This is a genomic window from Halomicrobium zhouii, from assembly GCF_900114435.1.
Classification (GTDB): Archaea; Halobacteriota; Halobacteria; order Halobacteriales; family Haloarculaceae; genus Halomicrobium; species Halomicrobium zhouii.
In genome coordinates this window covers 1147540-1172283 of record NZ_FOZK01000002.1, presented here as the reverse complement: position 1 = coordinate 1172283, position 24744 = coordinate 1147540, and the positions used below count along the sequence as shown (strand labels likewise).

General features: G+C 66.8%; 26 protein-coding genes and 1 pseudogene. 9 read left to right on the top strand and 18 right to left on the bottom strand.

The features are described from left to right. The first annotated feature begins 20 nt into the window (after positions 1-20). The 3 genes from BM337_RS12960 to BM337_RS12950 all read left to right on the top strand — a co-directional run bounded on the left by BM337_RS12960 (position 21) and on the right by BM337_RS12950 (position 2610). Positions 21-1145, top strand: coding sequence for a pyridoxal phosphate-dependent aminotransferase (locus BM337_RS12960; protein WP_089817014.1), 1125 nt, complete (start codon positions 21-23; stop codon positions 1143-1145). 174 nt (positions 1146-1319) lie between these two features. After that, positions 1320-1691 (top strand): hypothetical protein, encoded by a 372-nt coding sequence (locus BM337_RS12955; protein ID WP_089817013.1) that lies wholly within the window; start codon positions 1320-1322, stop codon positions 1689-1691. Positions 1692-1755: 64 nt separating this feature from the next. Continuing rightward, positions 1756-2610: a UbiA family prenyltransferase gene (locus BM337_RS12950; RefSeq protein ID WP_089817012.1), complete on the top strand. Its 855-nt coding sequence runs from the start codon at positions 1756-1758 to the stop codon at positions 2608-2610. 30 nt (positions 2611-2640) lie between these two features. On the opposite strand, the gene BM337_RS12945 is transcribed toward BM337_RS12950, so the two are convergent. The 11 genes from BM337_RS12945 to BM337_RS12895 form a co-directional block, all read right to left on the bottom strand. After that, on the bottom strand, positions 2641-3843 hold the full coding sequence (locus BM337_RS12945) for a hypothetical protein (RefSeq protein WP_089817011.1): 1203 nt from the start codon (positions 3841-3843) through the stop codon (positions 2641-2643). Positions 3844-3941: 98 nt separating this feature from the next. Next, a complete protein-coding gene (locus BM337_RS12940) occupies positions 3942-5057 on the bottom strand; it encodes a double zinc ribbon domain-containing protein (protein ID WP_089817010.1) in 1116 nt (371 codons plus the stop codon). Between the two features lie 133 nt (positions 5058-5190). After that, positions 5191-6303 carry a PP2C family protein-serine/threonine phosphatase gene (locus BM337_RS12935; protein ID WP_089817009.1) on the bottom strand — a complete coding sequence of 371 codons (1113 nt, stop codon included), beginning with the start codon at positions 6301-6303 and terminating at the stop codon, positions 5191-5193. Between the two features lie 3 nt (positions 6304-6306). Continuing rightward, on the bottom strand, positions 6307-7539 hold the full coding sequence (locus BM337_RS12930; protein WP_089817008.1) for a serine/threonine protein kinase: 1233 nt from the start codon (positions 7537-7539) through the stop codon (positions 6307-6309). 34 nt (positions 7540-7573) lie between these two features. After that, positions 7574-8755, bottom strand: coding sequence for a vWA domain-containing protein (locus BM337_RS12925; RefSeq protein WP_089817007.1), 1182 nt, complete (start codon positions 8753-8755; stop codon positions 7574-7576). Positions 8756-8842: 87 nt separating this feature from the next. After that, positions 8843-9427, bottom strand: coding sequence for a PH domain-containing protein (locus BM337_RS12920; protein WP_089817006.1), 585 nt, complete (start codon positions 9425-9427; stop codon positions 8843-8845). Beyond that, entirely contained in the window at positions 9424-10002 is a 579-nt protein-coding gene (locus BM337_RS12915; protein WP_089817005.1) for a PH domain-containing protein, read from the bottom strand. The genes BM337_RS12920 and BM337_RS12915 overlap by 4 nt, the downstream gene beginning before the upstream one ends. Before the next feature lie 90 nt (positions 10003-10092). Beyond that, complete coding sequence (locus tag BM337_RS12910; protein WP_089817004.1) at positions 10093-11070, bottom strand: phosphoadenosine phosphosulfate reductase family protein; 978 nt, start codon at positions 11068-11070, stop codon at positions 10093-10095. A 190-nt stretch (positions 11071-11260) separates the two neighbouring features. Beyond that, a complete protein-coding gene (locus BM337_RS12905; RefSeq protein ID WP_089817003.1) occupies positions 11261-11533 on the bottom strand; it encodes a GntR family transcriptional regulator in 273 nt (90 codons plus the stop codon). A gap of 113 nt (positions 11534-11646) precedes the next feature. Further along, the gene (locus BM337_RS12900) at positions 11647-12243 is read right to left on the bottom strand and encodes a DUF7110 family protein (RefSeq protein ID WP_089817002.1); all 597 of its coding nucleotides are present in this window, start codon (positions 12241-12243) and stop codon (positions 11647-11649) included. Positions 12244-12448: 205 nt separating this feature from the next. Beyond that, entirely contained in the window at positions 12449-12784 is a 336-nt protein-coding gene (locus BM337_RS12895; RefSeq protein WP_089817001.1) for a 2Fe-2S iron-sulfur cluster-binding protein, read from the bottom strand. 126 nt (positions 12785-12910) lie between these two features. On the opposite strand from BM337_RS12895, the gene BM337_RS12890 reads away from it, so the two are divergent. Next, positions 12911-14329: a geranylgeranyl reductase family protein gene (locus BM337_RS12890; protein ID WP_089817000.1), complete on the top strand. Its 1419-nt coding sequence runs from the start codon at positions 12911-12913 to the stop codon at positions 14327-14329. Positions 14330-14701: 372 nt separating this feature from the next. Here the strand turns inward: BM337_RS12890 and BM337_RS12885 are convergent, their stop codons facing one another. Continuing rightward, a complete protein-coding gene (locus BM337_RS12885) occupies positions 14702-15991 on the bottom strand; it encodes an amidohydrolase (RefSeq protein WP_089816999.1) in 1290 nt (429 codons plus the stop codon). A 158-nt stretch (positions 15992-16149) separates the two neighbouring features. Next, positions 16150-16476, bottom strand: coding sequence for an uS10/mL48 family ribosomal protein (locus BM337_RS12880; protein ID WP_089816998.1), 327 nt, complete (start codon positions 16474-16476; stop codon positions 16150-16152). A gap of 155 nt (positions 16477-16631) precedes the next feature. Here BM337_RS12880 and BM337_RS12875 point away from each other — a divergent pair, with 155 nt between their 5' ends. Both BM337_RS12875 and BM337_RS21970 read left to right on the top strand, forming a co-directional pair. Beyond that, on the top strand, positions 16632-17066 hold the full coding sequence (locus BM337_RS12875) for a bis(5'-nucleosyl)-tetraphosphatase (protein WP_089816997.1): 435 nt from the start codon (positions 16632-16634) through the stop codon (positions 17064-17066). Positions 17067-17279: 213 nt separating this feature from the next. After that, positions 17280-17372 (top strand): annotated as a pseudogene (locus tag BM337_RS21970) (DUF4013 domain-containing protein); the annotation flags it as partial. A gap of 59 nt (positions 17373-17431) precedes the next feature. Here the strand turns inward: BM337_RS21970 and BM337_RS12870 are convergent. Continuing rightward, the gene (locus BM337_RS12870; protein WP_089816996.1) at positions 17432-18682 is read right to left on the bottom strand and encodes an RNA-guided endonuclease InsQ/TnpB family protein; all 1251 of its coding nucleotides are present in this window, start codon (positions 18680-18682) and stop codon (positions 17432-17434) included. Between the two features lie 136 nt (positions 18683-18818). Here BM337_RS12870 and BM337_RS12865 point away from each other — a divergent pair, with 136 nt between their 5' ends. Then, positions 18819-19421: a DUF4013 domain-containing protein gene (locus BM337_RS12865; protein WP_089816995.1), complete on the top strand. Its 603-nt coding sequence runs from the start codon at positions 18819-18821 to the stop codon at positions 19419-19421. A 49-nt stretch (positions 19422-19470) separates the two neighbouring features. Continuing rightward, entirely contained in the window at positions 19471-20514 is a 1044-nt protein-coding gene (locus tag BM337_RS12860) for a DUF5787 family protein (protein WP_089817198.1), read from the top strand. Here BM337_RS12860 and BM337_RS12855 read toward each other — a convergent pair whose 3' ends face one another. Genes BM337_RS12855 through BM337_RS12845 form a run of 3 tightly spaced genes read right to left on the bottom strand, consistent with a single transcriptional unit; the run spans position 20515 to position 22978 of the window. Further along, positions 20515-20991: a DUF5797 family protein gene (locus BM337_RS12855; protein ID WP_089816994.1), complete on the bottom strand. Its 477-nt coding sequence runs from the start codon at positions 20989-20991 to the stop codon at positions 20515-20517. 50 nt (positions 20992-21041) lie between these two features. Then, on the bottom strand, positions 21042-22277 hold the full coding sequence (locus BM337_RS12850) for an ABC transporter permease (RefSeq protein WP_089816993.1): 1236 nt from the start codon (positions 22275-22277) through the stop codon (positions 21042-21044). Continuing rightward, entirely contained in the window at positions 22274-22978 is a 705-nt protein-coding gene (locus BM337_RS12845) for an ABC transporter ATP-binding protein (RefSeq protein WP_089816992.1), read from the bottom strand. Before BM337_RS12845 ends, BM337_RS12850 begins: the two co-directional genes overlap by 4 nt. A 99-nt stretch (positions 22979-23077) precedes the next feature. Between BM337_RS12845 and BM337_RS12840 the strand changes: the two genes are divergently transcribed. Beyond that, positions 23078-24148, top strand: coding sequence for a hypothetical protein (locus tag BM337_RS12840; RefSeq protein ID WP_089816991.1), 1071 nt, complete (start codon positions 23078-23080; stop codon positions 24146-24148). A gap of 102 nt (positions 24149-24250) precedes the next feature. Here BM337_RS12840 and BM337_RS12835 read toward each other — a convergent pair whose 3' ends face one another. Beyond that, a complete protein-coding gene (locus BM337_RS12835) occupies positions 24251-24727 on the bottom strand; it encodes a Mut7-C RNAse domain-containing protein (protein ID WP_089816990.1) in 477 nt (158 codons plus the stop codon). Between the last annotated feature and the right edge of the window lie 17 nt (positions 24728-24744).

Below are 24744 nucleotides of genomic sequence, written 5' to 3'. Positions count from 1 at the left end.
AGCGCGACACCCCGTAGAGTATGACCGACTTCTCCGCGCGCGTGGAGGCGATATCGATCAGCGGCATCCGCGAGGTGTTCGAAGCGGCCGGCGAGGACGCCATCAACCTCGGCCTCGGCCAGCCCGACTTCCCGACGCCCGAGCACGCCAGGGAGGGCGCCATCGACGCCATCCGGGCCGGCGACGTGGACGCGTACACGTCGAACAAGGGGACCGAGTCGCTGCGGGAGGCCATCGCGGACAAGCACGCGCGGGACAACGACCTCGACGTCGACCCCGGGGATATCATCGCGACCGCTGGCGGGAGCGAGGCGCTCCACGTCGCCATCGAGGCCCACGTCGACGCGGGCGAGGAGGTCGTCTTCCCCGACCCGGGATTCGTCTCCTACGACGCGCTGACGAAACTCGCCGGCGGGACGCCGAGGCCCGTCCCGCTACGCGAGGACCTGACGATGGATCCCGCGACGGTGGAGGACGCCATCACCGACGACACCGCGGCGTTCGTCGTCAACAGCCCCGCCAATCCGACCGGCGCGGTCCAGTCGCCCGAGGACATGCGAGAGTTCGCCCGCATCGCCAGCGACCACGACGTGCTGTGCATCTCCGACGAGATGTACGAACACATCGTCTTCGACGGTGAACACCGCTCGCCCGCGGAGTTCGACGACACCGGCAACGTCGTCGTCGTCAACGGCTGCTCGAAGAGCTACTCGATGACCGGGTGGCGACTCGGCTGGGTGACGGGGTCGAACGAGCGCGTCGAGCGCATGCTGCGCGTCCACCAGTACGCCCAGGCCTGCGCCGCCGCGCCCTCGCAGTACGCCGCCGAAGCGGCGCTGAACGGGCCCCAGGACGCCGTCGCGGAGATGAGCGCCGCCTTCGAGGAGCGTCGCGACGTCCTCGTCGACGGCCTCGCCGACGCCGGCCTCGACTGTCCCACACCCCAGGGCGCCTTCTACGCGATGCCGAAGGTCCCCGAAGGGTTCGTCGACGAAGTGATCGACCGCGGCGTCGTCATCGTCCCGGGCGAGGCCTTCGGCGAGCACGGCGCGGGGTACGCGCGCATCTCCTACGCCGTCGACGTCGAGACGCTGAAAGAGGCACTCGAGATTATGGACGACGCCGCACAGGCGGTCCGACACTGACCACCGCTCAATCGGTCCGACACTGACCACCGCTCAGGCGGTCCGTCCGCGAGGACACCCGGCACGTGACCGATCCGGTATCGAGTTTCTGTCCCGCGATCGCGACGCCGTCCGGCGAACTGTCACCGGGCCCGACGACAGGCCAATAGTGTTCCAGACCGTACAGTCCCACCGATGGAATACCTGGCGTCCTCGAACGTCCCCGTCTACGAGACGGTCGACGAACAGCGGGCTCTCTGGGAGCGCTGTGCCGACCGCGGCCAGCCAGTGCTCGCCGTCCGCGACGCCGCGCGCGGCTACGTCGTCCACTACGACCTCCAGCACCTCGACGCCGAACTGACCCAGGCCGCGCTCCAGGCGTTGCGCGACCGCGTCCGCTCGCGACGGCCCTACCCCACCGGGACTGACCCGGTCTCGGAGACGGAAGGCGTCGGCGGCGAGGCCGGGTCAGTCTCCGGCGAACTCCACGCGCCGACCGAACGCGACGCCCGCGACTTGGCCTCCCACGTCTCCGGATTCGTCCTCGACCGGGGGAACTGGCGGTAGGGGAGCGGGCCGACCACCCCATATTCTGATTGGATTTTTAACACGAGCGCCCCTTTGACCGCACATGGCAATCGCGCGGCACGGATCCGGCGTCGCGGCCGCCGTTCGGGCGCTCGCCTCGCAGGTCCACCCCGTCTTCATGCTCCCGCCGCTCTCGGCGTCGCTGTTCGGCGGACTGCTGGCCGACCAGTTCTCCCTCCCGCTCGCCGGCGTCCACCTCGCCGCCGTCTTCTTCGGCCTCTACACCGCCCACGTGAAAGACGGCTACGTCGACTTCTACGGCCGCGGGGAGGACGACGACCACCCGCTCTCGGAACGGGGCTGTCGCCTCGCGCTGGCCGGCACCTCCGTCGGGTTCTTCGCCTGCACGCTCGGCCTGTTCGCGCTCGTCGACGTCTGGGCCGCCCTGATCACGCTCCCGGGGTGGCTCATCGGCTACCACCACGCCCCCCGGCTCGACATGCATCCGGTCACCGCGAGCATCGGTTACCCGACCGGCATCGCCTTCGCGCTACTCGGCGGGTTCTACGTCCAGACGGCCGGGCTTGCGCCCGTCGTCGTCGCACTGGCCGTCGTCTTCCTGGTCGTCCTCTCGGGAATCAAGGTCATCGACGACTCGACCGACGTCGAGTACGATCGCTCCATCGACAAGCGAACCGTCGCCGTCGTCCTCGGGCGGACCCGGGCGCGGCGGCTGGCCTACGGTCTGATGTTCCTGGGGATGGTCGCCGTGCTCGCGATGGCGGTCACGATGAGTTCGATTCCGCCGAGCGCCGCGCTCGCAGCCCTCGCGTTCGGCATCGTGGCCGTGCTCTCGCGGAACGCCGACGCCGAACTCGCGACGATGCTCCTCATCCGGGGGTCCTACGTCTTTCTCGCCCTGTTGCTCGCGGCCGTGTGGTTCCGGCCACTGGCCTGACGGCCCGGGAGTCGCGAAACCCGCAGTCGATCACTCGCCGTCCAGCGCGGTTCCACAGTTGGGACAGAACCGGACGTCCGTCTCCATCGAGAAGGTCTCGCCACAGGCGTCACAGCGAGAACCACCGCCAGTCGAGGACGTCACTTCGTCGTCGGTCCCCGGAACCGAGCGCGTCTCGCCGGCCGTACTGGACCCGAATCCGCCGTCACCGTCGTCGGCGGGCGGCGTGAACACGCGCGTGTTACTGACGTCGTCGAGGTCCTCCCCCTCGTCGTCGGATTCCACCGAATCTTCCGAGTCCGTCCCGTCTCCGTCCGATTCGGTCGGCCCCCGGTCTGCAGTCGAGGCGTCGGTGTCCGTGCCAGTCGACCCGGCTGAGGAATCCGACGAATCGACGGAGGTACCGACTGGCGTGGTCGAGTCCAGGAACGGCGGATACCGCTGGCCAGTCCGCATCGAGGACCGGTCGACGTCGGGTTCGACCAGCCGCACGGCCAGCGAGACCACCGTCTGGACCAGCACGTACGCCAGCGCCAGGCCGACCGGAAGCGCCGCCACCACGGCGACGCCCGACACGACGACGCCCTCGACCGAGACGGTCCCGAGGACCCACGACGGCAGTCCCGCCGCGCGGAGTACCCGCTCTGTGAACTGGCCCTGCCCCGTCGCCATCCCGACTGCCGCCAGCGCGCTGGCGAGTGCCACCGTGGTCGAGACGGCGACGAAGAGATGGACGACCAGCGGGTGAGAGAAGGAGTACACCCGGTAGCTGAAGGCGAGCGTCCGTATCAGGGCGAACAGGCCGACGGGGAGCAACACCAGGGAGACGGACGACGGGAACCCGCCGAGGGCCATTCCGACCACGACAGCCACGACGACGAGGAGCGCTGGCGGCGCGAGTAACGCGGCCGGATGTTCGAAGCGGTAGTACTGTTCGACGTTGCCGCGGAGGTTCAGCGTCCGTCGCCGGATTCGGACCGTGACGGCGACGGCCGGGACGGCGAGCCAGAGGACGGCGAAGAGGCCGACCGCGAGCGGCGACGGGCTCTCACCGACCCCGAGTCCGAGTGGAACGCCGAGTACGTCGGCAACCTGGATGGCGAGCGCACCCGTCCCGCCGATCCAGACGGCGGCCGCGACGACGCCGACCAGCAGGTCGCGGAGGCACCACTGCTCGTCACCAGTGACGAGGCGAAACGAATCGGCGAGTTCGCGCCGTCGGCGTCCGGACATTGCTTGGAGGGTGTTTTTCGCCGGATGGGAAAGCTGTTACGCGACAGCTTCGACTCGCCGCGTTGTACGCTGCGATCGAGACGGAGAAATGTCGGTGGTCAGGCCGCCTCGACGTCGAGGGTGACGACCTCGGAGAGTTCGAGTTCGTCGCCGGGCGCGACCGCCTCCCGGTCGCCTTTCGTCAGCGACGTGCCGTTCACGCGGGTCGGGTTCTGGCCGAGCGCGACCGCGTAGAACTGGCCGTCTTCGCGGACGAACCGGACGTGTTCGCGGTGGACGCGAACCGCCTCGTCCTCTGGTCGGCCCGCCTCGGTCAGGAGCGACCTGATCTCGCGGCCGACGATGTCGCCGTCCCCGGCCACGACGGTCTTCCCGTGGGCGGTCAGTGCGAGCGCGCTGGGCGCGCTGTCGCCTGACGCGTCGCCGGCCCCCGCAGCGCCGCCCGAGCGGGCGGCGTCGAGGTCGGTTCCACAGTCGGCACAGAAACTGTCGTCCGGACCGACGTCGGTTCCGCAGTCGGGACACTCCGTCAGGACGTTCGCGCCGCCGCGGTGAGCGTCGAGGTCCTCACCGCACTGCGCACAGAAGCTGTCGTCCGCGTCGACGTCGCCGCCACAGGACGGACACGCGGCGAGTTCGTCGTCCGCGCCGTCGTCGGCCGGGAAACTGCTCACGTCCGAGCCGCAGTCGGGACAGAAGTTGACGTCGGCCGCCAGCTCGGTGCCACAACCTGGGCAGTCGAACGAGTCCGCGTCGGCCGCGCCATCGTCCGCGTCGGACGTGGACACCGCGTCGTCCGCTTCGAGATCGGCCTCTGTCTCCGCGTCGTCTGCGACGTCGTCGTCCGCGCCGTCGTCGTCGACCGCACCAGCCGCCTCGTCCGGTGCGGCGTCGTCGTCGACCGCACCAGCTGCCTCGTCCGGTGCGGCGTCGTCCGTACCGTCGCTCTCGTCGGCGTCGGCCGACTCGTCGTCGTCCTCCTGCATCCACGACGGCGGGTCTGTCGGCTCAGAGCCGTCCGCGACGTCGGCGAGCGGGTCCTCACCGTCGGCTGTCGAATCGTCCGCACCCACCGATTGCTCGTCCGACGTGGCGTCGGCTTCGTACTGCCACTCGCCACAGTCGGAGTTTGTACACCAGCCCCCAGCGGCAGCCGGGTCGAACGCCTCGCCACAGAGCGGGCATTCGACCGACGCCGTGTCACTCTCGGACATGCCTGGGAATACACTATACCCAGGTGGTGAAAATAGTTTCCGTCAGCGAACCGGAAAAATACACTCCAGTGAGCCCGAGACGGGGGCGCTCACGCTTCGGGGCCAGCTACTCCTCGGGAAGCTTCTGTGACAGTCACTCCCCGGGAAGGATCACGGTCTCCCGGTCCTCGACCGGGTCGTCCGGGTCGACGGCCCGGACCGGCATCCCCTCGTCCTCGCCGGGGGTCGACGGAAGTGCGGAGTCGCGGGCCAGGACGACCGACAGGTTGTCCTTCCCGCCGCGGTCGTTCGACAGGTCGATCAGGCCCGACGCGGCGTCGACCAGCGAGTCCGACCCGAGAACCAGGTCGCGGATCTCCTCGTCCGTGACGACGGCGTCGCGCACGACCTCGGCGGCCTCGTCGCTCCGGCCCGCCTCGACGTAGCGCTCGTACAGCGCGGGGGCGTCGGTCTGGGCGTCGATCAGGCCGTCACTCGTCACGAGCAGGACATCCTCGGCGAAGATCGGGACGGAGTTGGTCTCGACCGGGACCGACGCCGTCTCCGGGTCCCCGTCGCCCGCGCCGCCGAGTGCGCGCGTTATCTCGTTCCCCCTGGGGTGGACGTGGGCCGCGACGTCGTCGATTTCGCCCCGGTCGTGTAGCTCCTGGACGACGCCGTGGTCCTTCGTGAGTAATTCGATGGACTGGCGCGCACCGTTGACGAGGTACGCGCGGCTGTCACCGACCCAGCCGTAGTGGACTTCGCCGTCGACGACGACGCCCGCGACGACCGTGGTGTAGGCCTGTGTCCCGCTCTCGGCGGCGTACGCTACGACCGCGCGGTGGGCGGCAACGATAGCGTCCGCGACGGCCGTCTGGAGGTCGGTCGCGCTCGGTCGGTCGGGCAACAGGGACTCGTCGATATCGACAGCGAAATCGCCGGGGTCGCGACGGGCCGCCTCTGCGACGACTGGTGCCAGTTCCTCGCAGACGACCGTCGTCGCCAGGTAGGAGGCGACGTCGCCCGCGTCGTGGCCACCCGCGCCGTCCGCGAGCGCGAACACGGCGGCGCTGCGGTTCGCGGGCGGGCCCTCGCTCTCGTCGGGTTCGCCGGCCCCGTCCCTCCCGATTCCGTTCCCGTCGGTTCCGTCCGCGGTCACTCCCGACCGGTGGCCCTGTTCGAAGACGGACAGCGCGACGCTGTCCTCGTTGATACCCCCGCCGCGCTTGCGGTCCCCGACGTCGTAGTTGGTAGCGTAGTCCATGGTTCAGTGCTGGTGGAACTCGAAGGTGACCCCGTAGCTCGGGTGGACGAGCGCGACGAGGTCGCCGTCCTGCAGTCGGAAGGTGGTCGGCGGGACGTTGCCGTGGCGGTCCGTCGGGTCCTCGCCCTGCTCGCGCAGGCGTTCGCGGCCCGCCTCGCCCAGAACGCGCTGCCAGCCGTCGCCGGTCTGGACGTACGTCCCGTTGAGGCTCCGGTCGCGCAGCACCCAGTTGCCGTGGTCGTCGACGTCGAACTGGACCTGGACGGTCGAGATGTACTCATCGTCGTCCTGGATGGCGACGGCGGGTGAAGGACCGACGGCGTCCTCACGGCCGATGGTGTCCCCGACGTGGATGGTGTAGCGGTCCGCCTGCTGGAGATACCGGACCGAGGCCTGCGGCGGCGGCGTCGGGTCCTTCTCGCGGAGGACGTGCTCCATCGCGGTGGCGTTGTGGTAGCGGTCCTCGTAGCTCGTCGCCGTCGCCCGCTCGACGATCTCGGCGAGGTAGGGCGGGCAGTCGACGCCGAAGTCCCGCGGGTCGACGCCGTCCATCTTCGGAACCGTGCCCTTCAGCAGGAAGAGCAGTATCTTCCCGATGGAGTAGACGTCGGACCAGGGCCCCTGGCGGGCCTCCGACCGACTCGCGTCGGCGACCTCGCGGGGTTTGTACGGACCCAGGATCGTCGTCCCGGAGTCCTCGGCCTCGCCGGAAGCGTCGAATCCGGTCGCCGTGTTGAAGTCGATGAGCACCGGCGTGACGCGGCCGTCTCGTTCGGTCAGCATGACGTTGTCCGGCTTCAGGTCGCGGTAGACGATCTCGTTCTCGTGGAGGAAGGACATGGCGCCACAGAGGCCGACGCCCACTTCGCGGACCTCTGCGGGGTCGAGTGGCCCGGTCTTGTCGATGGCGTCGTCCAGTTCGTACCCGTCGACGAACTCCACGACGAGGACCGGGCCGTCTTCGTCCTCGTGGCGGTCGAGGAGGTTCATCACGTTCGGGTGGCCGCCGGCGTCGCGGATGCTCTCCAGTGCGGTGGCCTCCTTCAGGAAGTACTCCTCGACGACGGCCGCGTCGTTGCTCGACCCGGCGGTGTTGGGGACCTTCACGGCGACCGTGTCACCGGTCTGCGTGTCGACGGCCTCGTACGCGATGGCGAAGCCGCCGCTGCCGGCCTCGTTCTCGATGCGGTACCGGTCGGCGACGAGGTCGCCGCTCGCGAGCGCGGTAGCGCTCATCGGCGGGCACCTCCCGTATCGTCCCGTCGACCGGTCATCCGAGCCGGTCGGCGTCGTCGACGATCTGGGTGGCCTGGCTCTGTTCGGCGCGGCCGCCCTCCTTGACGATCTGGGTCTGGCGGTCGGCCTCCTGGACGGCCTCCGTGTCCTCGCCGTGGACGACGGTCATCTTCTCGACCTGGGTCTCGGCGGCCTCGACGTTGCCCTTGCCGAGTTCCGTCCGGATGACGGTCTGCTTGTGGTCGATCGAGACCGACTCGTCGTGTTCTGCGAGCTTCTCGTTGTCGTCGGTGTACTCGACGGTGACGTCGTCGCTGGCGGTGTCGCCGCGCGCGGAGAGGGTCACGTCGGCGAGGGTGACTTCCTCCAGTTCGCGACGGGCGGGCGCGTGGATCTTCAGGACGACGCGCTGGTGTTCGCGCTCGGTCAGGTCGGGGAGTTTGACGACCGCGGCGTTGTCCTCCCACTCGACGTCGACCTCCTGGGCCTGCGGGAGCGCGCGGTACACCTCGCTCACCTCGACGCCGGGGGCCACGTCGAGTTCGACCTGTGCGTCCGGCGCGACGACGGAGGCCGCCTGCTCGACGGCGTCGCCGAAGAACTCCTCGATGTCGCCCGGCGCTTCGAGGTGGGTCCAGGTGCCGCGGGCGGTCGTTCCGAGCGTCCGGATGGTGTCCTCGTTGTAGTCCTCGCCGATGCCAGCGGACTGGATGCGGACGCCCGAGTTGTCGATTTCGCGGGCCAGTTCCTCGAAGTCGTCGGGCTCGTGTTCGTTGTCCTTGCCGTCCGAGAGCAGGAGGAGGCGTTTGACGGCGTCTGGGCCGGCGCGAGAGGACGCGAGTTCCTCGCGGGCCGACGCCAGCCCGCCGAACATGTCGGTGCCACCGCCTGCGGTCAGGTCCTCGACGGCGTCCATCGCCTCGTCGCGTTCCAGTCGGCCCCAGCGCGTCGTGGGGATGTGGACCGTCGCGTCGGTATCGAAGCCGACGAGACTGACGTAGTCGTCGTCGTCGAGCAGTCCGAACACCCACGCGGCCCCGTCACGGGCCTGCTGGATCTTCGCGCCGCCCATGGATCCGCTGGTGTCGATACACAGCGCCACGTGTCGTCGTACGCTCTCGTCCTGTTCGCCCGGTTCGACGTCGATCTCGGCCGTGATCTTCGCACCGTCGGAGGGCAAGTAAGGGCGATTGACGTCGGTCGAAATTGTCGCCATATCTGTGACTCTGTGGCCAACCGTATGAATATATTGTGCCGCTTTCGGGCCGTGATCGTCCCATCGGCGACCAGACCTACCCCAGGATCACTCCGTTCGGAGAACTGTCCGTAGCTTGCGAACCTCGTCGAGCACTGCTCGCCACTGTTCGATCGTCCCAGGGATCGATTCATCGCTCCCGGTCACCCCCGCGCGCTCGGCGACGAGACGGTGAACGTCGTCCGGGTCGTCGAGGGCACGCAGACTGAGTTCGGCGCCCTCACTTCCCGCGGTGTCCACCGTGACGGTCCCGTGGTCGAACATCGTCCCGAAGACGCCCTGGGAGTACGCGGAGTTCTGGACCTTCTCGAGGCCGAGTTCCGTCACTGTGACCCAGACGGCACCGGTGCGGTGGTACAGCGCCGCGTCCGTGAGCAGGTAGTCAGTGTGTGTACGCCAGAGATAGGCGGACCCGGCCGGCATGGCGAACCCCACCAGAGCGACCGCGGCGCACGCGGCGAGGAGGGCGAGGCCGATGGCACCGCTTCGCCAGAGGAACCCACCGACGCCGAGGACCGTCACCGCGACCAGCACGCCAGTCACGACGCCCCAGTGGACGATGCGAGCGCGCGGCTTTCCCTGCCAGACGGCGGTCTCGTCGGCCGACGCCGGCGCCCAGTCGGGCAGGGTCATCGGTCGCCGCGGCCGTCGGGCTGTCGCGCGCCCCCGGTCTGCCCGCGGGCATCGCCCTCGCGTGCTTCGACCGACTCGCGGATCGCCCGGAGTTCGACGAGGATCTCGTCGAGCACGTCGGCCTTCCCCTCCGTGTCTTCCTCGCCACGGGCGCCCTGGGCGCGCTTGACGAGCCGGGAGAGGCGCTTCTGGACACCCTGGGGGTCTTCGACGGCCCGGAGCTTCATCTCGACGCCCGACCCCCCGGCCGTGCTGATGTCGACGTCGCCGTAGCCGAAGTAGCGGGCGACCGGCCCCGCGGAGAAGGCCGTGTTCTGGATCTTCTCGTACTCGATCTCGGTGACAGAGCGGCTGAGGATGCCGGTCTTCTTGTACACGCCCTTGCTCGTGATGACGTAGTCGGTGTGCTTGACGATGAGGTACGAGGGCACGATGATCAACAGCCCGAGCCCCAGCAGGAGGATCAGCGGCACCCCGACGACGTACGTCCCGATCATCGACTTCTGGGAGATCTTCCCGTCCCAGAGTATCTCCTCGTCCTCGTCCAGCGTCAGCCAGTCGTACTCCTCACTCATGACTGACCCTGCAACGGGTGGACTGTTGAGTGTTGTGTCGCGTCAGCGATCGCGTCCGGGAGAAAACTGCTCGAATGCGAACGGCCTGCGTTACATGTAGCCCAGGTCGCGGAGGCGCTCCATGAGGTCCTCCTTGTCCTGGGCCCGGCCGGCGCGTTCGGTGGTGTTCTCCATGTCCTGGAGCCACGCGGGCTCCTGGGCGGACTTGTCGGTGCTCACTTCGCTCCCGAGCGAACGGAAGCCGGCGAAGTACTTCGGCGAGACGGGGACGTCGTCCTTCTCGATGCCCTCGGGGAGGTCGTCCTGCCCCTGCGGGACGTAGCCCTCCTCCGGGAAGCCCTCGACGGTGTCCGGCACGACGAAGTTCCAGAAGGCCTCCCAGACGTCGGCCTCGGCGAACTGGAGGATGGGCTGGACGCGGTCGTGGGGCGGGTAGATGTCGGGGTCGTGGCGCGGCGAGAAGAACGTCTCGTCGGCGCGGGCCTCCTGTTCGTCCCAGCGGACGCCCGAGAGGACGGCGTCGACGTCGTACTCCTCGAGGGTGTCGTTGAGCGCGACGGTCTTCAGCAGGTGGTTGCCGACGTAGGTGTCGAGCAGGAACGGGAACGTGTCCTCCTCGTACTCCAGCAGGTTCCGGACGTGGTGCTGGTTGTGCTCCGAGAGCGCGTCGACCGGGATGTCGTCGCCCGGTTCGAGGCCGTGTTCGTCGACGTAGTCCCCGATGTCCTCGTTGCGCGCCCAGATGACGTCGAGGTCCCACTCGTCGGCCCAGTGCTTGCAGAAGTCGATGAGTTCGTCGAAGTGCTGGTAGTGGTCGATGAAGACGACCGGCGGCACTTCGAGGTCGAAACGGTCGGCCACTTCCTTGACGAAGTACAGCGTCAGTGTCGAGTCCTTGCCGCCGGTCCACATGATGACCGGGTTGTCGTACTGTTCGAGGCCCTTCTTCGTGACCTCGATCGCCTTCTCGATCTTGTGGTTGACGGAGGGATAGTCCTCGGGCGACTCGCCCTCGCCGTCGGCGTAGTCGACGTCGAGGTAGTCGGGGAAGCTCTCTGACTCTGACATCGGTAATGAGATGTAATTAGGAGAGGCTGTAAGTACTTTTTGGAAAACCGACACCCTTAGTAGCCACCTAGCCGCGCGTACCTGCGATAACGTAAGCCTAAACAGTTCCTAACCGCCGAACTGCGGCGGTCGGCATCGCCGATGGGTAGCAGGAACAGATGGCGAGAACAGACGGCGGGAACGGCATCGACTACGCATCCTCGTCCTCGTCGAGCCACTCCCGGAGGTCGCTGGACCGGTCGACGCGCCAGAACACTTTGGTGCATCCGACCATCCGCGAGGCGACCAGGCCGCGCTTCTCCAGCAAATCGAGTTTCCGCCTGGCCGTATCCCGCGTGCATCCCAGGTGATTTGCGACGTCGGCGGATCCCAGCACCGGGCCGTCGACGACGTCGAAGAGTTCGACGACGTCGGCCGTGGTGACCGTCGATCTGAACGTCCCCTCCGGGCCGCGCTCGGGCATATGCAGTGATTATCGAAGTACGGCCTTAATTGTATCCGGTGATGGTTACCGAGCGCAGGGCAGCGTCGTGACTCTGCGAACGCTGATCGGCGAAAGAACAGTTCGGCAACGGACTACGAGATGAACTTGTTGTCGCGCCAGTTGACGCCCTCGGCGGCTTCGTCCTCGCGCGGTTCCTCCACGACGTTGATCGTCGCGGGCCGGTCCTCGCCGTCGACGATACGGACCGCCTCGAGCTCGTCGTCGACGCACGCGATGGCGGTAAGGGTCCCTTTCTCCGCGTTCCGCGCGACCTCACACAGTACCAGGAACATCGGATACTGCAGGGCCGTGTTCTGGAGCACGGTCTCCCGGTCGCCCTTGAAACAGGCGTATTCGACGAGTTCCGAGGGAATCTCCTCCTCTTCCTCTTCCAGCGCGCCCCACTGCGGGCCGCCTGGACCGCTGCTCGGGCCGGGGCCGTCCTCTTCCTCCTCGGGAAGTTCCTCGTACACGCGGTTCTCGGTGACGCTGGCTTTCAGCTGAGCCGTCGGCGTGTACTTGCTGATCTCTTCGTCGTCCGACACCGCGCTGATGATGAGCGTATTGTTACGGCGGGTGATGTCTACGTCGTTGATCTCTGGGGGGAGGTCCGCGTCTTCGAAGAAGTCGTATGTGTCTTCCAGTGGCAGTTCGAGCGTCGAGTGAAGTCTGTATACGCGGCTGGTCATGGTTGTGAACGTGTGTCAGTCTTCGACAGCCGTCCCCTGGCGAAGGTGCAGGTGTCTACTACCCCATACGCACCACTACCATATATGACCTGTCCTTCCACGAACCGCGATCTAGAATCGCTCAGACGGAGTTAACAGACCGTTTACCGGCAAAAGGACCACATAATACTTTGTTTCTCGCATTCCGGTTCGAAACCGGAATTGCTCAGTCGTCGGCCGCCGCCGCGTCGTCGCCGGCGACCGCGGATGTGCCGCCTTCGATAGACGGTGGGTACTTCCCCCGGTCGAGAACGAGGTCAGATGCTGGCCTGGCCATGCACGTCAGCGCGTAGGCTTCCCGTTCTTTCTCCGAGAGTCCCCTGGCAGCGGGCTGGGTGACCTCGCCCTCGACGATCTCTGCCGAACACGCGAGACACATCCCGACGCGACAGGAGTACTCCTGGGCGATCCCTTCCTCGATGCACCGGCCCAGGATCGTCTCCGTGTCGGAGACGGTGATCGTCTCCCCCGTCCCGACGAACTCCACGGTGTAGTCGGTCATGCCCCGGGGTTCGGAACCGCCCGACAAAACGTTTGCCACTGGCTAATCGGCGTCTGACCCCAGCGAGGCGACAGGTTTCGTCGAGGTGAATAAAGAGTTTTCTCCCTCGGGACAGCAGACCATGCCATGACCACTACGAAGCCAGGTTCCACCGACGGGACCGCGGCGACGCCCCGGACCGAGTCCGTCGACGTCGCGGTCGTCGGCGCGGGGACCTCCGGCTGTTACGCCGCGGCCACGCTCGCCCGCGAGGGCTACGACGTCGTCGTCGTCGAGCGCAAAGACGAGTCCGAAGCGGGTCACATCGCCTGCGGGGACGCGCTCAAGGGGGCGAGCAACTTCCCCGATGCCATCCCGAAGTCGCAGATCGAGGACGCCTTCACCAACACGGGGGTCGACCACGGCCGCTTCGAGATTCCACAGGAGGACACCGTCCTCGAGATTCCCGTGCCGGGCGAACTGGCGGTCATCGACCGCTGGGAGTACGGCCGCCTCCTGATCGAGGGCGCCGCGAAGACGGGCGTCGAGTTCCACTACGACACCGTCGTCAAAGACGTCACCCAGGACGACGACGGCGTCGTCACCGGACTGGAAGCGATGCGAGCGGGCGACCCCGTCACCTACGAGGCCGACGTCGTCGTCGACGCCGCCGGATCCCTCTCCCTGCTCCAGGACAAGGTCGACTTCGACGATTCGACGTTCGACACGAACGTCACCTACTCGCAGTTCTGCTCGGCCTACCGCGAAATCGTCGAGACAGAAGAGCCAGTCCCCTGGGACGACGCCCTCGTGTTCAAGCCGACCGACCGCGCCGCGGGCTACCTCTGGTACTTCCCGCGTACGGACACGGAGATCAACGTCGGCCTCGGCTTCCAGATGAACGAGGAGCCCATGGAACTCGTCGACGACCTCAAGGAGGACCTGGAGGGGCGCCCGGAGTTCCGCAACGCCGAGGTCAAGGACAAGCTCGGCGCCGCGCTCCCGACGCGCCGGCCCTACGACTCCGCAGTCGCCCCGGGCTACATGGCCGTCGGCGACGCGGCAGGACACGTCAACCCCACCACTGGCGGCGGCATCGCCGGCGCGGCCTACGCCGGCCAGTACGCCGGCGAACAGGCCATCGAAGCCATCGAGGACGGCACCACCGACCAGGAGGCGGCCCTCTGGCGCTACAACGAGCGCGTCATGGACCACTTCGGCGCCCGCTACGCCGCGCTGGACGTCTACAACATCTTCACGACCGCCGTCGAGGTCGACGACCTGATGGGGCTGCTCGCGTCGCTTCCCGCGAACAAGATCGCCGACGCGCTGTACTCGGGGTCTGCGGAGATCAGCCTGGGCCTCAAACTCAAGACCGCGGTAAAGAGCTTCGGCCACTGGGGCACCATCTACGACCTCTACAAGGCGAAGGGGCTCGCCGACCAGCTGAAAGCGCACTACGAGTCCTACCCGTCCAGTCCCGACGGCTTCGACGAGTGGCAGTCCGAGCGCGACGACCTGATGGACGAGATCTACGCGGTCACGGGCGCCGACGCGAAGTACTGACTTTCGGTCGCCGTGAGGACCAGCGCGGCCTGGGCGCGTTATCTCTCCGAACACGCCGTTTTCAGTAGCGATAGCGGACACAGGGATCCACTGCGTCGAGCGTCTCTGGACGGCAATTCGGGCCCGAGCGAGGGGCGCGTGCGAACACGACTCGGAGCCGTCCCGAAGCGAAAGATACTATATCGGGAATGATTCTGGTATCGAACATGCAAGTCGGCGAGCGATACATATCAGAAATCGACGGCGAGAAATGCCGTCTTCCGGGCTGTCACGGCCGAGTACGGGCGAGCGGTCACGCCGCACTATGCGAGGTGTGTGGCACTCCAGTTATCTAAATCGATAATTCAGAGCGCAGAGCCGATTCCTTTCTCTCTATCGACGCGACGCCGGTTCGGACTGTCCGAGCGCTGCGATAGTGTCTGTGAGCCAGTCGACGCCGATGGCGATAGAGTCCTCGTCGACGTCGAACGTCGCGGTGTGGTGGCCACCCGGATGGTCTGTCCCGACGGCGACGTACGCCGCGTTCCCACCCTGCTCCTGGACGCGGCGCATCAGGAACGTCGCGTCCTCGCTCCCGCCCAGCGGGTCCGTCCGGAGACGGGACGTGACCGAGGGGACCTCGCCCGCGACGTCGTAAGCCAGATTCACGATCCCGTCGTCGTTGTCGGCGCTGGGCGCCTCGCCCGTCGTCTCGACTGACACCTCACACTGGTGCATCCCGGCGGCGTGGTCGAGGACGTCGTCCGCGCGCTCGCGCATGTACTCCATCAGGTCCGTCGTCTCGCCGCGGACCTCGCCCTCGATGGCGGCGTGTTCGGGAACGATGTTGGTCGCGGTGCCACCCTCGACGACGCCGGCGTTGACCCGCGTCGCCCCACCCTCGTTCCGGGGAATGGCGTAGAGGTTCTGGACCGCGGCGGCCATCGCCTGGACGGCGTTGCGGCCCCTGGCCGGGTGCCCGCCGGCGTGGGCGGGGTCGCCCGTGAAGTTCGCTTCGAACTGGCTGACCGCGAGGAAGTCGGTGATGCCGGCGACGACCTCGCCGGTGGGGTGGTCGAGGCCGACGTGGACGGCCAGGAACGAGTCGACGTCGTCGAGGTGGCCGCTTTCTGCAATGGGCTTCGCCCCACCCACGACCTCTTCGGCTGGCTGGAACAGCACCTTCAGCGTCCCCTCGAAGTCGCCCTCGGCGATGGCCTCCAGCACGCCGATGCCGAAGACGACGTGGGCGTCGTGGCCGCAGGCGTGCATCGCACCGGTTTCGGAGCGGAACCCCTCGTCCGCGGGAGTGTGACCCGGGTCGTCCGATTCCTCGCGCGGCAGGCCATCGATGTCGACGCGCAGGCCGACGGTCGGTCCGTCTCCCTTCTCCAGTACGGCGAGGACGCCGGTGTTGCCACCTCGGAGTCGTTCGAGGACGTCGGAGTCAGCGCCGGCATCGCGTGCGCGGTCGTACCAGTGTTCGAGTTCGTCGTCGTCGGGAACGGCGAGACGGTCCTCGGACGCGTAGAGGTCCGAACCGACGTACTGGCGGTCGACGCCGATGCGGTCCAGTTCGTCGATGATTCGCGCGGTCGTGTAGAACTCGCACCACGCAGGCTCCGGGTGACGGTGTAGCTCGCGGCGGAGCGAGACGAGTCGGTCGAAGCGGTCGGCGTCCATACCCGAGCGAGGACGCCGGAGAACTTAGGATCAGTTGCCACAGGGCCGGGGATCAGTTGCCGGAGAACTTAGGATCAGTTGCCGGAGGGCGGGATCAGTTGCCGCAGGACCGGATCAGTTGCCTGAGAACCGGGGATCAGTTGCCGGAGAACTTAGGATCAGTTGCCGGCGTGCGTTCGCTGTTCGACTTCGGCCTCGACGTGGATTCCCTCGGGGTACTCGCTGCCGGCGACGTCGCGGGCGAAGTCCTCGTACCCGACGATCTCGATGGTGCGCGTGTAGACGGTGTACTCCCAGGACTCGAAGCGGGCACTCCCGGGGCCGAGGGTTTTCGACTGTGGCACCCGGAGGTGCTCGGGCGGGCTCGGGTGGGGCCCCTTCAACTCGACGCCCTTGCGCGAGGCGCGGCGCTTGATGTCGTCGACGACGTCGTCGAGACGGTGCCGGTCCCCGCTTTCCAGGGTGAGTTTGGTGACGAACGGCATCTGTCGATCCGTCCGAATGCGAGAGTGAAAAGCGCACCTCTTCGCGGGCGGCATGTCACTCGTCCGCCACGAGTGGCCACGCGGGCGTCGCTGCACCCGGTCTGGCCGTCGGGCGTCCGATATGCTCTTAAGTTACGGTCGTATACCCGTTGATAATGATAGAGGCCACGAGCGCGGGAGCCATCCTCTTTCGCGACACGCGTGGCCGGCGGGAGTACCTGCTGCTCAAGAGCCGCCCGGGCGACTGGGAGTTCCCCAAAGGTGGGGTCGAAGGCGAAGAGGAGCTACAACAGACCGCCATACGCGAAGTGAAAGAGGAGGCCGGGATCGGCGATTTCCGGCTGTTAGACGGCTTTCGCAAAGACTACGACTACGTCTTCGAGGCGAACGGGAAGACCATCCACAAGACGGTCCACCTGTTCGTCGCGAAATCGTACGAGGCGTCGGCAGAACTGTCCAACGAACACCGCGACCTGCAGTGGCGCGACTACGAACAGGCCATCAACACGGTCACGCAGGACGGCCCCCGCGAGATCCTCGAAGAGGCCCACGAGTTCCTCGACGAGAAACTCGAGGAGACCGAGGAGTAACGCGCCGGTCCTGACCTGTGAGGGTGCCGGTTCCGACCGATGACGAGTGCGGCCAGCGACGCGTCCGGCCTTGCGACGGGCGGCCTCCCCGCTTCTAGTCAAACAGTCGTCCATTTCAGTCTCCATTCCAGTCACCATTCCGACGAAAAACGACCGAATGACCACCTCCATTTATGTCCCAACAGATAATCCCTTACGTCCGAGAGATTACCAATGTTAGAAGATGGATTGTCGTACCCCCTCCGGGGGGACTGGATCGGACGCGTCGCTATCGGTGGCATCCTCGGGTTCCTGTCGGTTCTGGTGACATCCTCCTCGCCGTAAAAGGCGAGGCTTCCCGTACCGCAGGTGGGATATTTGCTGGTCTACGACACGACCTGTTCTCTCGTTTTGAACGTCCCGCTCTCGCGGTCGAACAGGTGTACCGATGGCTGTGCCACACAGCCGTTACTCCTATCCTCTCCGTGAGGACTCGGAGTTATCTTCTGTCGCATGTTCTCTGCCCCGTTACAATCCGCGTTGGCCACCAACTCGCATGACGAGCAGACGTACAGGCCACGTTCGACACGGTTCGATTTCGTGTCGTCACTACACCGTGAACAGGTCTTACTGGTGTTCCACTCGTTTTCCTTTAGCACTTCAACACCGCGCATCTCGCCTTTGTATTCGAGGTACTGGTAGATGCGGTCGAACGCCCACGAGTGTAACTTCTTGTTGCCTGTTTTGCCCCAGTTTGATTCACGCACGTCTTCGGGCCAACTCACCACGAGCGTTCCCACGCTCCGTTCGACACACTCGGTGGTGATGGTGTCCGTAAGCGTGTGGTAGAAGTGCGTTTCACGGTCAGCGAGTTTCCCGCGTGCCCACATCGACTTCGCCGACGGGCCGTTCTCGCCTTCCGTTGCGTACTCTGCGCGGGTGAAGTAGTGCTCGTCCTGCTTGAGCGAGTTCCCGGGGTACAGGACGTATTCATCGGGGAACGCGACCGTGGCGATATTCGTGATGCCGAGGTCGATGCCTGCCACTTCGTCGTCTGCGGAGTCGGTGGTTTCGAGTTCGACGTTACAGACGAAGTGTAGTTCCCACTCGTCACCCGTCCAGACAGCTCGAACGTTCTGCACCTTGTTGACCCCGGCCAGATCGACACCTGGACGGGTCTGGTACTCGCAGAGGATGAAGTCCGACCACGATTCTTTGAGGTTCGAGCCTTTGCTGAGTCGGACGCGGTTATTCTCGGGGTCGTGTTTGAACCCGTCTGCTTTGAACGTGACTGTGGAACGCGGTCGGGTATCGCCGTGTTTGCGGTAGCCAGGCGGATTCGCCGCTGGGTCGTTCTGTCGCAAGTCGAACCACGACTGGAAAGCGTCGGAAAGTTCTTCGATGACTTTCTGACTGGATTGTGCGTTCAAGTCTTTCCAGCACGACTGGTTCTTCATATACGATTTCAGCGGGCCTTCATCTGGAATTGTACCGGTTGCGTCCCAGATCCGGTCTACTGTCCAGCGTGCGACGTTCCAGATTTTCGAGGCGGACTCACCGAGCGAATCGAGGCCATTGCAGACCTGCCGGTGGTTCTGGATGGAACCAATGTAGGTGCGCGTGACCTCGATCGCCATACATAGCCTATGTAGGCAATACTGCTTAATGGTGTGGATACGCGTTGAATATCCGGCCTACTAACGCCGGTACATTGTGGAGGAAGTGTCGAATTCACTCCCGCCCTGAAGGGCGGGATTCTCTCCTCGCGGATAGATAGTTCCCGGCCTGGCCATCTCCGGATACACGCTGGAAGTGATCCGGCAGACCGTCGCGGGCGAGGACGAACCGCCGGAGTGGGACGACTGGGGCGAACTGATCGTCGACGGGATCAAGGTCGCGGTCGTCGCGTTCGTGTATAGCATCGTCCCGACGATCGTCATCCTCGGCGTGGGTATCACCATGTTCGGGCTCGGGGGCGCAGCGGGCGACACGGGGGGCGGTATCCTCGCGGGCGTCGGTATCCTGACGTTCCTGTTGCTCATCCCGGTGATGTTCGTCGTCTACTACCTGGTTCCCGCGGCACTCGCGAACATGGCTATCGAAGGGAACCTCGGCGCAGCCTTCGACGTCGACGTCATGCGGGACGTCGTCCTGACCTCCGAGTACTTCCTCGCCGTGTTGATGCCCATCGTAGTCGGCATCCTCCTCAACGTCGTCGTATCGATACTCGCGGTGACGGTCGTCGGACTCGTCCTCGTCCCGTTCGTCTCCTTCTACGGGCAGGTGGCCGTGTTCAGGATGTTCGGAACCGCGTTCGCCAACACCAGTGGCAAGGGCGGCGGTCCCGTCGCAGCCGTCGACCAGTCCTCGGCGTGAGCGAGCGCCGACTGTAGCTTTTTTATCCGCCATTCCCGTTTCCCACCCTATAGTGGCGCACACGAGCGAGTTCGCGTTCGAACTGCGGGTCTGCCAGTGGGCAGAGGACGACTGGCCACCGGCGGGTGGTCACGAGGGACCCACCATCGTCGCCAGGCAACTCGGCACCAAGCGCCGGCGCTGGGACACCATCGTCGTCGAGTGCGACCCAGCGGGGCTTCGCCAGCGAGCGAAGTTCGGCGAGAAGCGCCTCGATTCGGACCTCCTCGATATCGTTCCATACGCGCCCGCGGAGTGGGAGTGGTACCAGGACGCCCTCCCGGACCCGGGCTACCCCTGGCAGTACGTCCGCGAGGCGATACACAGGGCAGGGGACCGGGGCATTCTCGACACCCGCAAGAACGGCAACCGGATCGAGATCCGCCGGACGTACGACTACCCCGACTGGGTCGAACGGATCGTCGCCATCGAGAACAAGCCGGACCTCGACGCCAGCGCCGCTCGTGATCTGGCCCCGCAACTCCACCGCGACGTCGCCCTCGGACTTGCCGACGAGGTGTGGGTCGCCACAGCCGCCACCGGCGAGACGGTCGAACCGATCCTGCTGGAGGACCTGCCGGTCGACGCCGGCGTCCTGACGCTCGACGTCGACGCGGACCGTGCCGAGACCTCGTGGCATCCCCGTACGCTGGCCGTCGGCGAGCCCGGGACCCAGATCCTGGAGAATCCGGGCCCGAGCGAGCACGCGACGACGGCGGGCCGGTTCGAGTACGCCGACCCCGAGTGGAAGGCCCAGAAGCGCCTGGAAATCGCCGAGCGGGCCTACGAGCGCGGCTGGCGCTCCTTCGCCGATACCATGCGACCAGACTGCCGGCACTTCGAGTTGCGAGCCGACGAGACCGGCTTCGTCCCCCACTGCACGGCGAAGGGGCGGACGCCGACCGCCAGCGAGTGTCGCCACTCCTGTCCGTCGTTCGAACCCGAACCACCAGCCTGGCGCTCGCGCGGCTGGCCCATCGAGGGCGGGCCGGGCAAGGGTATCAAACGGCTGCTCGCCGACCAGCGACGGCGTGAGCGACCCGGTCTGGAATAATTACTCGTCGAGCGTCTCGACGTCGAGCTGGTCGCGTTCGACGGCCAGCCGGAACGTCGGCACCGTCTTCTTGACCGTCTCGACGACGCCCTTGTCGACCAGGCTCCGCAGGGCCGAGCGGACCTCGTCGACGGTCGGGTCGTGGCCCGTTTCGCGCACGTCGTGGAGCACCGAGACGACGCTCTGGCTGTCTTCGTCGGGACCGGCGATCACTTCCAGAATCGCCGACTGGAGGGAAGTGACGGCGATCGTCTGCCCTTCGGCGTCGGGGCCGCCGACCAGTTCGACCGCCTCCGGCGTCGCGCAGATGAGGCTGTCCTCGTTGCGGTAGTAGTACTCCTTGAGTTCGTTCTCGAGGAACTGGTGGACCTCGCTCCCGCTCTCCATGTCCCACCGGTCCTGGAGATCGGCGTTCTTCGTGGGCTGGAGTTCGACGACGTCCACGAGCCGTTCCCGTGCCTCCTCCGAGAGTGCCATCGCCTGTTGGTACGACGAGGGGGCTATAAGGTGGTTCTGGAGTAGCCCCGTCACTCGTGGCGCAGCGCGTCGATGGGGTCGACGCGGGCGGCGCGCCACGCCGGGTAGAGCCCCGAGACGACGCCGACGAGCACTCCCACGGCGACGGCGAGGACCGTCCAGAACGGCGCGAGCGCGAACGACACCTCGGCGTATCGCGTCGCGGCCCACCCGACGACGAGGCCGAGCGGGACGCCGACCGCGGAGCCGGCCAGGCCCAGCAGCGCGGCCTCGAACAGGAACAGCTGCATGACGTCGCGGTTGCGCGCGCCGACGGCCTTCATGATCCCGATCTCGCGGGTTCGCTCGGTGACGCTGACGAGCATGATGTTGGCGATACCGATGGCCCCGACGACGAGCGCGATGACGGCGATGCCGGTGACGAAGCGGGTGATCTGGCCGATGACGTCGCCGATCTGTTCGGCGAAGTCGCCGCTGGTCCGGGCGACGAGCTCCACGTCGTCGCTCTTCAGCTGGCCGGCGTCCGACTCGTTCGCCAGGTACACCGCGACCGACTGCTCGACGGCCTCGGTCCGGGCAGGGTCGGCGACGACGGTCACCTGTGGGTAGGCGAGCTGGTTGACGCCGACGGTCGGGCTCTCGACGACGGTCCGGTAGAACGGGTCGGCCGGGACGTAGATCCGGGGTTGCTGGCCGAACCCGCCGACGGGTAACTCGCCCGCCGTCCCGTTGACGATACCGACGACGGTCACGTTCCGGGCCCCGCCGTCGGACAGTTCCAGCGTCAGTTCGTCGCCGACAGAGAGGTTATCGCGAAACCCGGTCGCAGCCTCTTCGTTCACCACGGCTTCCGCGGCGCCCAGTTCGAACGGCCGACCGGCCACGGTCGTCCCGTTCGAGAACGTCTCCGGAACCGTCGCCGTCACCTGTTGCCTGGCGACCGTCTCGTTCCCGTGGGTGACGGCGCTCACCTGGACGATGCCCTGGGGGACGACGGCCTGGACGCCGTCGATGTCCTGGATCTGGTTCACGTCGTAGGCCGTAAAGAGCGGCTGGAGCGCCCGGTCGAAGCCGTCACCGTCCTCGGCGGACGCGAAGACGTAGACGTTGTTCGCGCCCGATCCCTCCAGGTCCCCCAGGACCTCCGCCTCGACGCTGGCACCGAACGTCGCGAACGTGACGACGGAGGCGATGCCGATGACGATACCCAGGACGGTCAGGATCGACCGGAGCCTGTGGGACCCGATGGACCGCACCGCCATCGAGACCGCTTCTCGCAGGTTCATCGGTCTCCGAGTTCCTCTATCCGCTCGATAGTTCCGTCGCGAACGTGGACGATACGTTCGGCGTGCTCGGCGATGCGGCGCTCGTGGGTCACGAGCAGGATAGTGTGGCCATCGGCGTGCAACTCGCCGAGGAGCGCCATGATCCGGTCGCCGGTCTCCGTGTCGACGTTGCCGGTCGGTTCGTCGGCGAGGATGATGGCGGGATCCGTCGCGAGCGCACGCGCGATGGCCACGCGCTGGCGCTGGCCGCCGCTCAACTCGGACGGGAGGTGGGAGAGGCGGTCGCCCAGCCCCACGTCTTCGAGCAGGTCGCGGGCGCGCTCGGTCCGGTCGGCGCGGCCCCAGCCGTCGAAGACCAGCGGCAGGGCGACGTTCTCGACGGCGGTGAGCCGCGGCATCAGGTTGAACGTCTGGAAGACGAAGCCGACATCTGTGCCGCGGACCGCCGCGAGTTCGTCCTCGCTGGCCGTCGAGAGGTCGCGCCCGTCGACGGTGACGCGGCCCTCGTCTGGCGTGTCCAGGCCGCCGACGAGGTTGAGCAGGGTGCTCTTGCCCGACCCGCTCGGCCCCATCACGGCCGTGTAGGACCCGGCGTCGAGCGAGAGCGACACGCCGGCCATCGCCTCGACGACGCCGCCGACGTCGTACGTCTTCCGGACGTCGGCGAGTTCGACCACGGGCGCGGCGCTGGCGGAGCCCATCGGTCGATCCGTCGCGGCCGAGCCGTATCAGAATTGGCGAGGGCGAGTGGCACGTAACTGGCGAGAATCCACTTTCCAGCCGCGAGCCAATATCACCCGATGGAACGACGCCACCACAGCGTTCGGACAACAGCCGTCCTGCTCCTGGCGGTCGTGGTCGTCGGTAGCATCGGGACCGGCGCGACAGGCGCCGTCGGCGCCGTCGACCAGCGCCAGCAGCCGACGGGCGACGAGATCATCGACCGCGTCGAGCAGCGATACGAGAGTGCGGACACCATCGCCGGGCGTGCGGTCCTCACCACGACCAACGCGTCTGAGACGACCACGGCGAACGTCTCCTTCGCCGTCGCCGACCCGGAGAGTTCGCGACTCGTCGTCGAGCGCGGCGACGAGACGTACCGGTCCGGGACGAACGGGTCGGTCACGTGGACGGTCGGACCCGCAGGCGCGTTCGTCTGGGACGCGGACAGCGCGCCACCGTCCGACCAGCGTCTGGGTCCCGGTGACGACGACGCGCTGGCGTGGACGGTCCCGACTGATGGGAACGGGCTGGACAACGTCTCCGCGACCCTGGCCGGCACCACCGAGGTCGACGGCGTCCCCGCATACGAACTCGAACTCCGGCCTACCAGCGATGACGACACCGACGCCGCCACGACGCTCTGGGTCGCCCAGGAAGACTACCGCGTCCTGAGGGCCGAAACCACCGACGGGACGAACACGACGACCGTCGACGTCACGGAGACGTTCTTCGACGTCAGCATCGACGAGAGCACCTTCCAGCCGCCCGAGGACCGGCTGACTGCGTGGTCGTTCGACCGCTACGACGATTTCGGAGCGGCCCAGAATGCCACGGACATCGACCTCCCGAGCCTCGATGGAGGTACCTTCTCCGAGGCGACGGTCACCGTCCAGCAGGGCGAGACCGTCGTCTCCCAGCGCTACGACCTCGACGGTGAGAACGTGACCGTCGTCTCCACCACGAGTGACCGCTTCCGCGGGGAGGCGGCGAACGCCTCGACCGTCCAGGTCGCCGGGCAGAACGCGTCCGTGACGGACTTCGGCGACCGCTCCGCCGTCTTCTGGACCGAGGACGACGTCACAACCGTGGTGATCGTCGATGGGTCGACGGAGCGCGCCGTCGAGATCGCAGAGCGGGTGTCGACGTAGCGGAGTCGGTCGTTCCTCACAGCCGCGCCTCGGACGGCGGGGAGGACTCTTACCGACAGTTCAGCGAGAAACGGCTCGCCGTGGTGATTTCCAGAGGCCAATTCACAAGCCCGCCAACGTCTCGGCCACGTCATCCCAGTGGCTGCCCTGCCAGAAGCACTGACCACAGTCGACGCAGCGCCAGACGTCTGTCTCGGCCGGGTCGGGGGCGTGTTCCGGCGTCGACTCGGTGGCGTCCACCGGTTCGAGGGTGCTGTTGCAGTTGCCACAACGCGACGGTTCGTCCGGCAGGTCGAGATTGAACCCGACGTCGGCGAGTTCCCGAAGCTGGTCCGCGACGTCTCTCTCAGTCAGCAGTACCGCGTCGGCGGCCCGGTCGGCGAGCCGACGGTCACGCGTGAGGATAGTCCTGTCCTCGGCGTCGGCCCGGGCGAGTAACTCGTCGTCGTCGGGGGCGTCGCGACTATCGATCGATTCCCCCTCGCCCGCGTCCAGCGCGTACGCGGCGTCGTACCCGCACATTCGCAGGTAGGTTGCGAGCTTGCCGCACATCGTATCGAGGAGCAGGCGGTCCGGCATGGAAGAAGCGGCCCCGG

Bases quoted from the DNA above. Each gene is read 5' to 3' on its own strand.
- BM337_RS12960 (WP_089817014.1), top strand. From the start codon at position 21: ATGACCGACTTCTCCGCGCGCGTGGAGGCGATATCGATCAGCGGCATC.
- BM337_RS12955 (WP_089817013.1), top strand. From the start codon at position 1,320: ATGGAATACCTGGCGTCCTCGAACGTCCCCGTCTACGAGACGGTCGAC.
- BM337_RS12950 (WP_089817012.1), top strand. From the start codon at position 1,756: ATGGCAATCGCGCGGCACGGATCCGGCGTCGCGGCCGCCGTTCGGGCG.
- BM337_RS12945 (WP_089817011.1), bottom strand. From the start codon at position 3,843: ATGTCCGGACGCCGACGGCGCGAACTCGCCGATTCGTTTCGCCTCGTC.
- BM337_RS12940 (WP_089817010.1), bottom strand. From the start codon at position 5,057: ATGTCCGAGAGTGACACGGCGTCGGTCGAATGCCCGCTCTGTGGCGAG.
- BM337_RS12935 (WP_089817009.1), bottom strand. From the start codon at position 6,303: ATGGACTACGCTACCAACTACGACGTCGGGGACCGCAAGCGCGGCGGG.
- BM337_RS12930 (WP_089817008.1), bottom strand. From the start codon at position 7,539: ATGAGCGCTACCGCGCTCGCGAGCGGCGACCTCGTCGCCGACCGGTAC.
- BM337_RS12925 (WP_089817007.1), bottom strand. From the start codon at position 8,755: ATGGCGACAATTTCGACCGACGTCAATCGCCCTTACTTGCCCTCCGAC.
- BM337_RS12920 (WP_089817006.1), bottom strand. From the start codon at position 9,427: ATGACCCTGCCCGACTGGGCGCCGGCGTCGGCCGACGAGACCGCCGTC.
- BM337_RS12915 (WP_089817005.1), bottom strand. From the start codon at position 10,002: ATGAGTGAGGAGTACGACTGGCTGACGCTGGACGAGGACGAGGAGATA.
- BM337_RS12910 (WP_089817004.1), bottom strand. From the start codon at position 11,070: ATGTCAGAGTCAGAGAGCTTCCCCGACTACCTCGACGTCGACTACGCC.
- BM337_RS12905 (WP_089817003.1), bottom strand. From the start codon at position 11,533: ATGCCCGAGCGCGGCCCGGAGGGGACGTTCAGATCGACGGTCACCACG.
- BM337_RS12900 (WP_089817002.1), bottom strand. From the start codon at position 12,243: ATGACCAGCCGCGTATACAGACTTCACTCGACGCTCGAACTGCCACTG.
- BM337_RS12895 (WP_089817001.1), bottom strand. From the start codon at position 12,784: ATGACCGACTACACCGTGGAGTTCGTCGGGACGGGGGAGACGATCACC.
- BM337_RS12890 (WP_089817000.1), top strand. From the start codon at position 12,911: ATGACCACTACGAAGCCAGGTTCCACCGACGGGACCGCGGCGACGCCC.
- BM337_RS12885 (WP_089816999.1), bottom strand. From the start codon at position 15,991: ATGGACGCCGACCGCTTCGACCGACTCGTCTCGCTCCGCCGCGAGCTA.
- BM337_RS12880 (WP_089816998.1), bottom strand. From the start codon at position 16,476: ATGCCGTTCGTCACCAAACTCACCCTGGAAAGCGGGGACCGGCACCGT.
- BM337_RS12875 (WP_089816997.1), top strand. From the start codon at position 16,632: ATGATAGAGGCCACGAGCGCGGGAGCCATCCTCTTTCGCGACACGCGT.
- BM337_RS12870 (WP_089816996.1), bottom strand. From the start codon at position 18,682: ATGGCGATCGAGGTCACGCGCACCTACATTGGTTCCATCCAGAACCAC.
- BM337_RS12855 (WP_089816994.1), bottom strand. From the start codon at position 20,991: ATGGCACTCTCGGAGGAGGCACGGGAACGGCTCGTGGACGTCGTCGAA.
- BM337_RS12850 (WP_089816993.1), bottom strand. From the start codon at position 22,277: ATGAACCTGCGAGAAGCGGTCTCGATGGCGGTGCGGTCCATCGGGTCC.
- BM337_RS12845 (WP_089816992.1), bottom strand. From the start codon at position 22,978: ATGGGCTCCGCCAGCGCCGCGCCCGTGGTCGAACTCGCCGACGTCCGG.
- BM337_RS12840 (WP_089816991.1), top strand. From the start codon at position 23,078: ATGGAACGACGCCACCACAGCGTTCGGACAACAGCCGTCCTGCTCCTG.
- BM337_RS12835 (WP_089816990.1), bottom strand. From the start codon at position 24,727: ATGCCGGACCGCCTGCTCCTCGATACGATGTGCGGCAAGCTCGCAACC.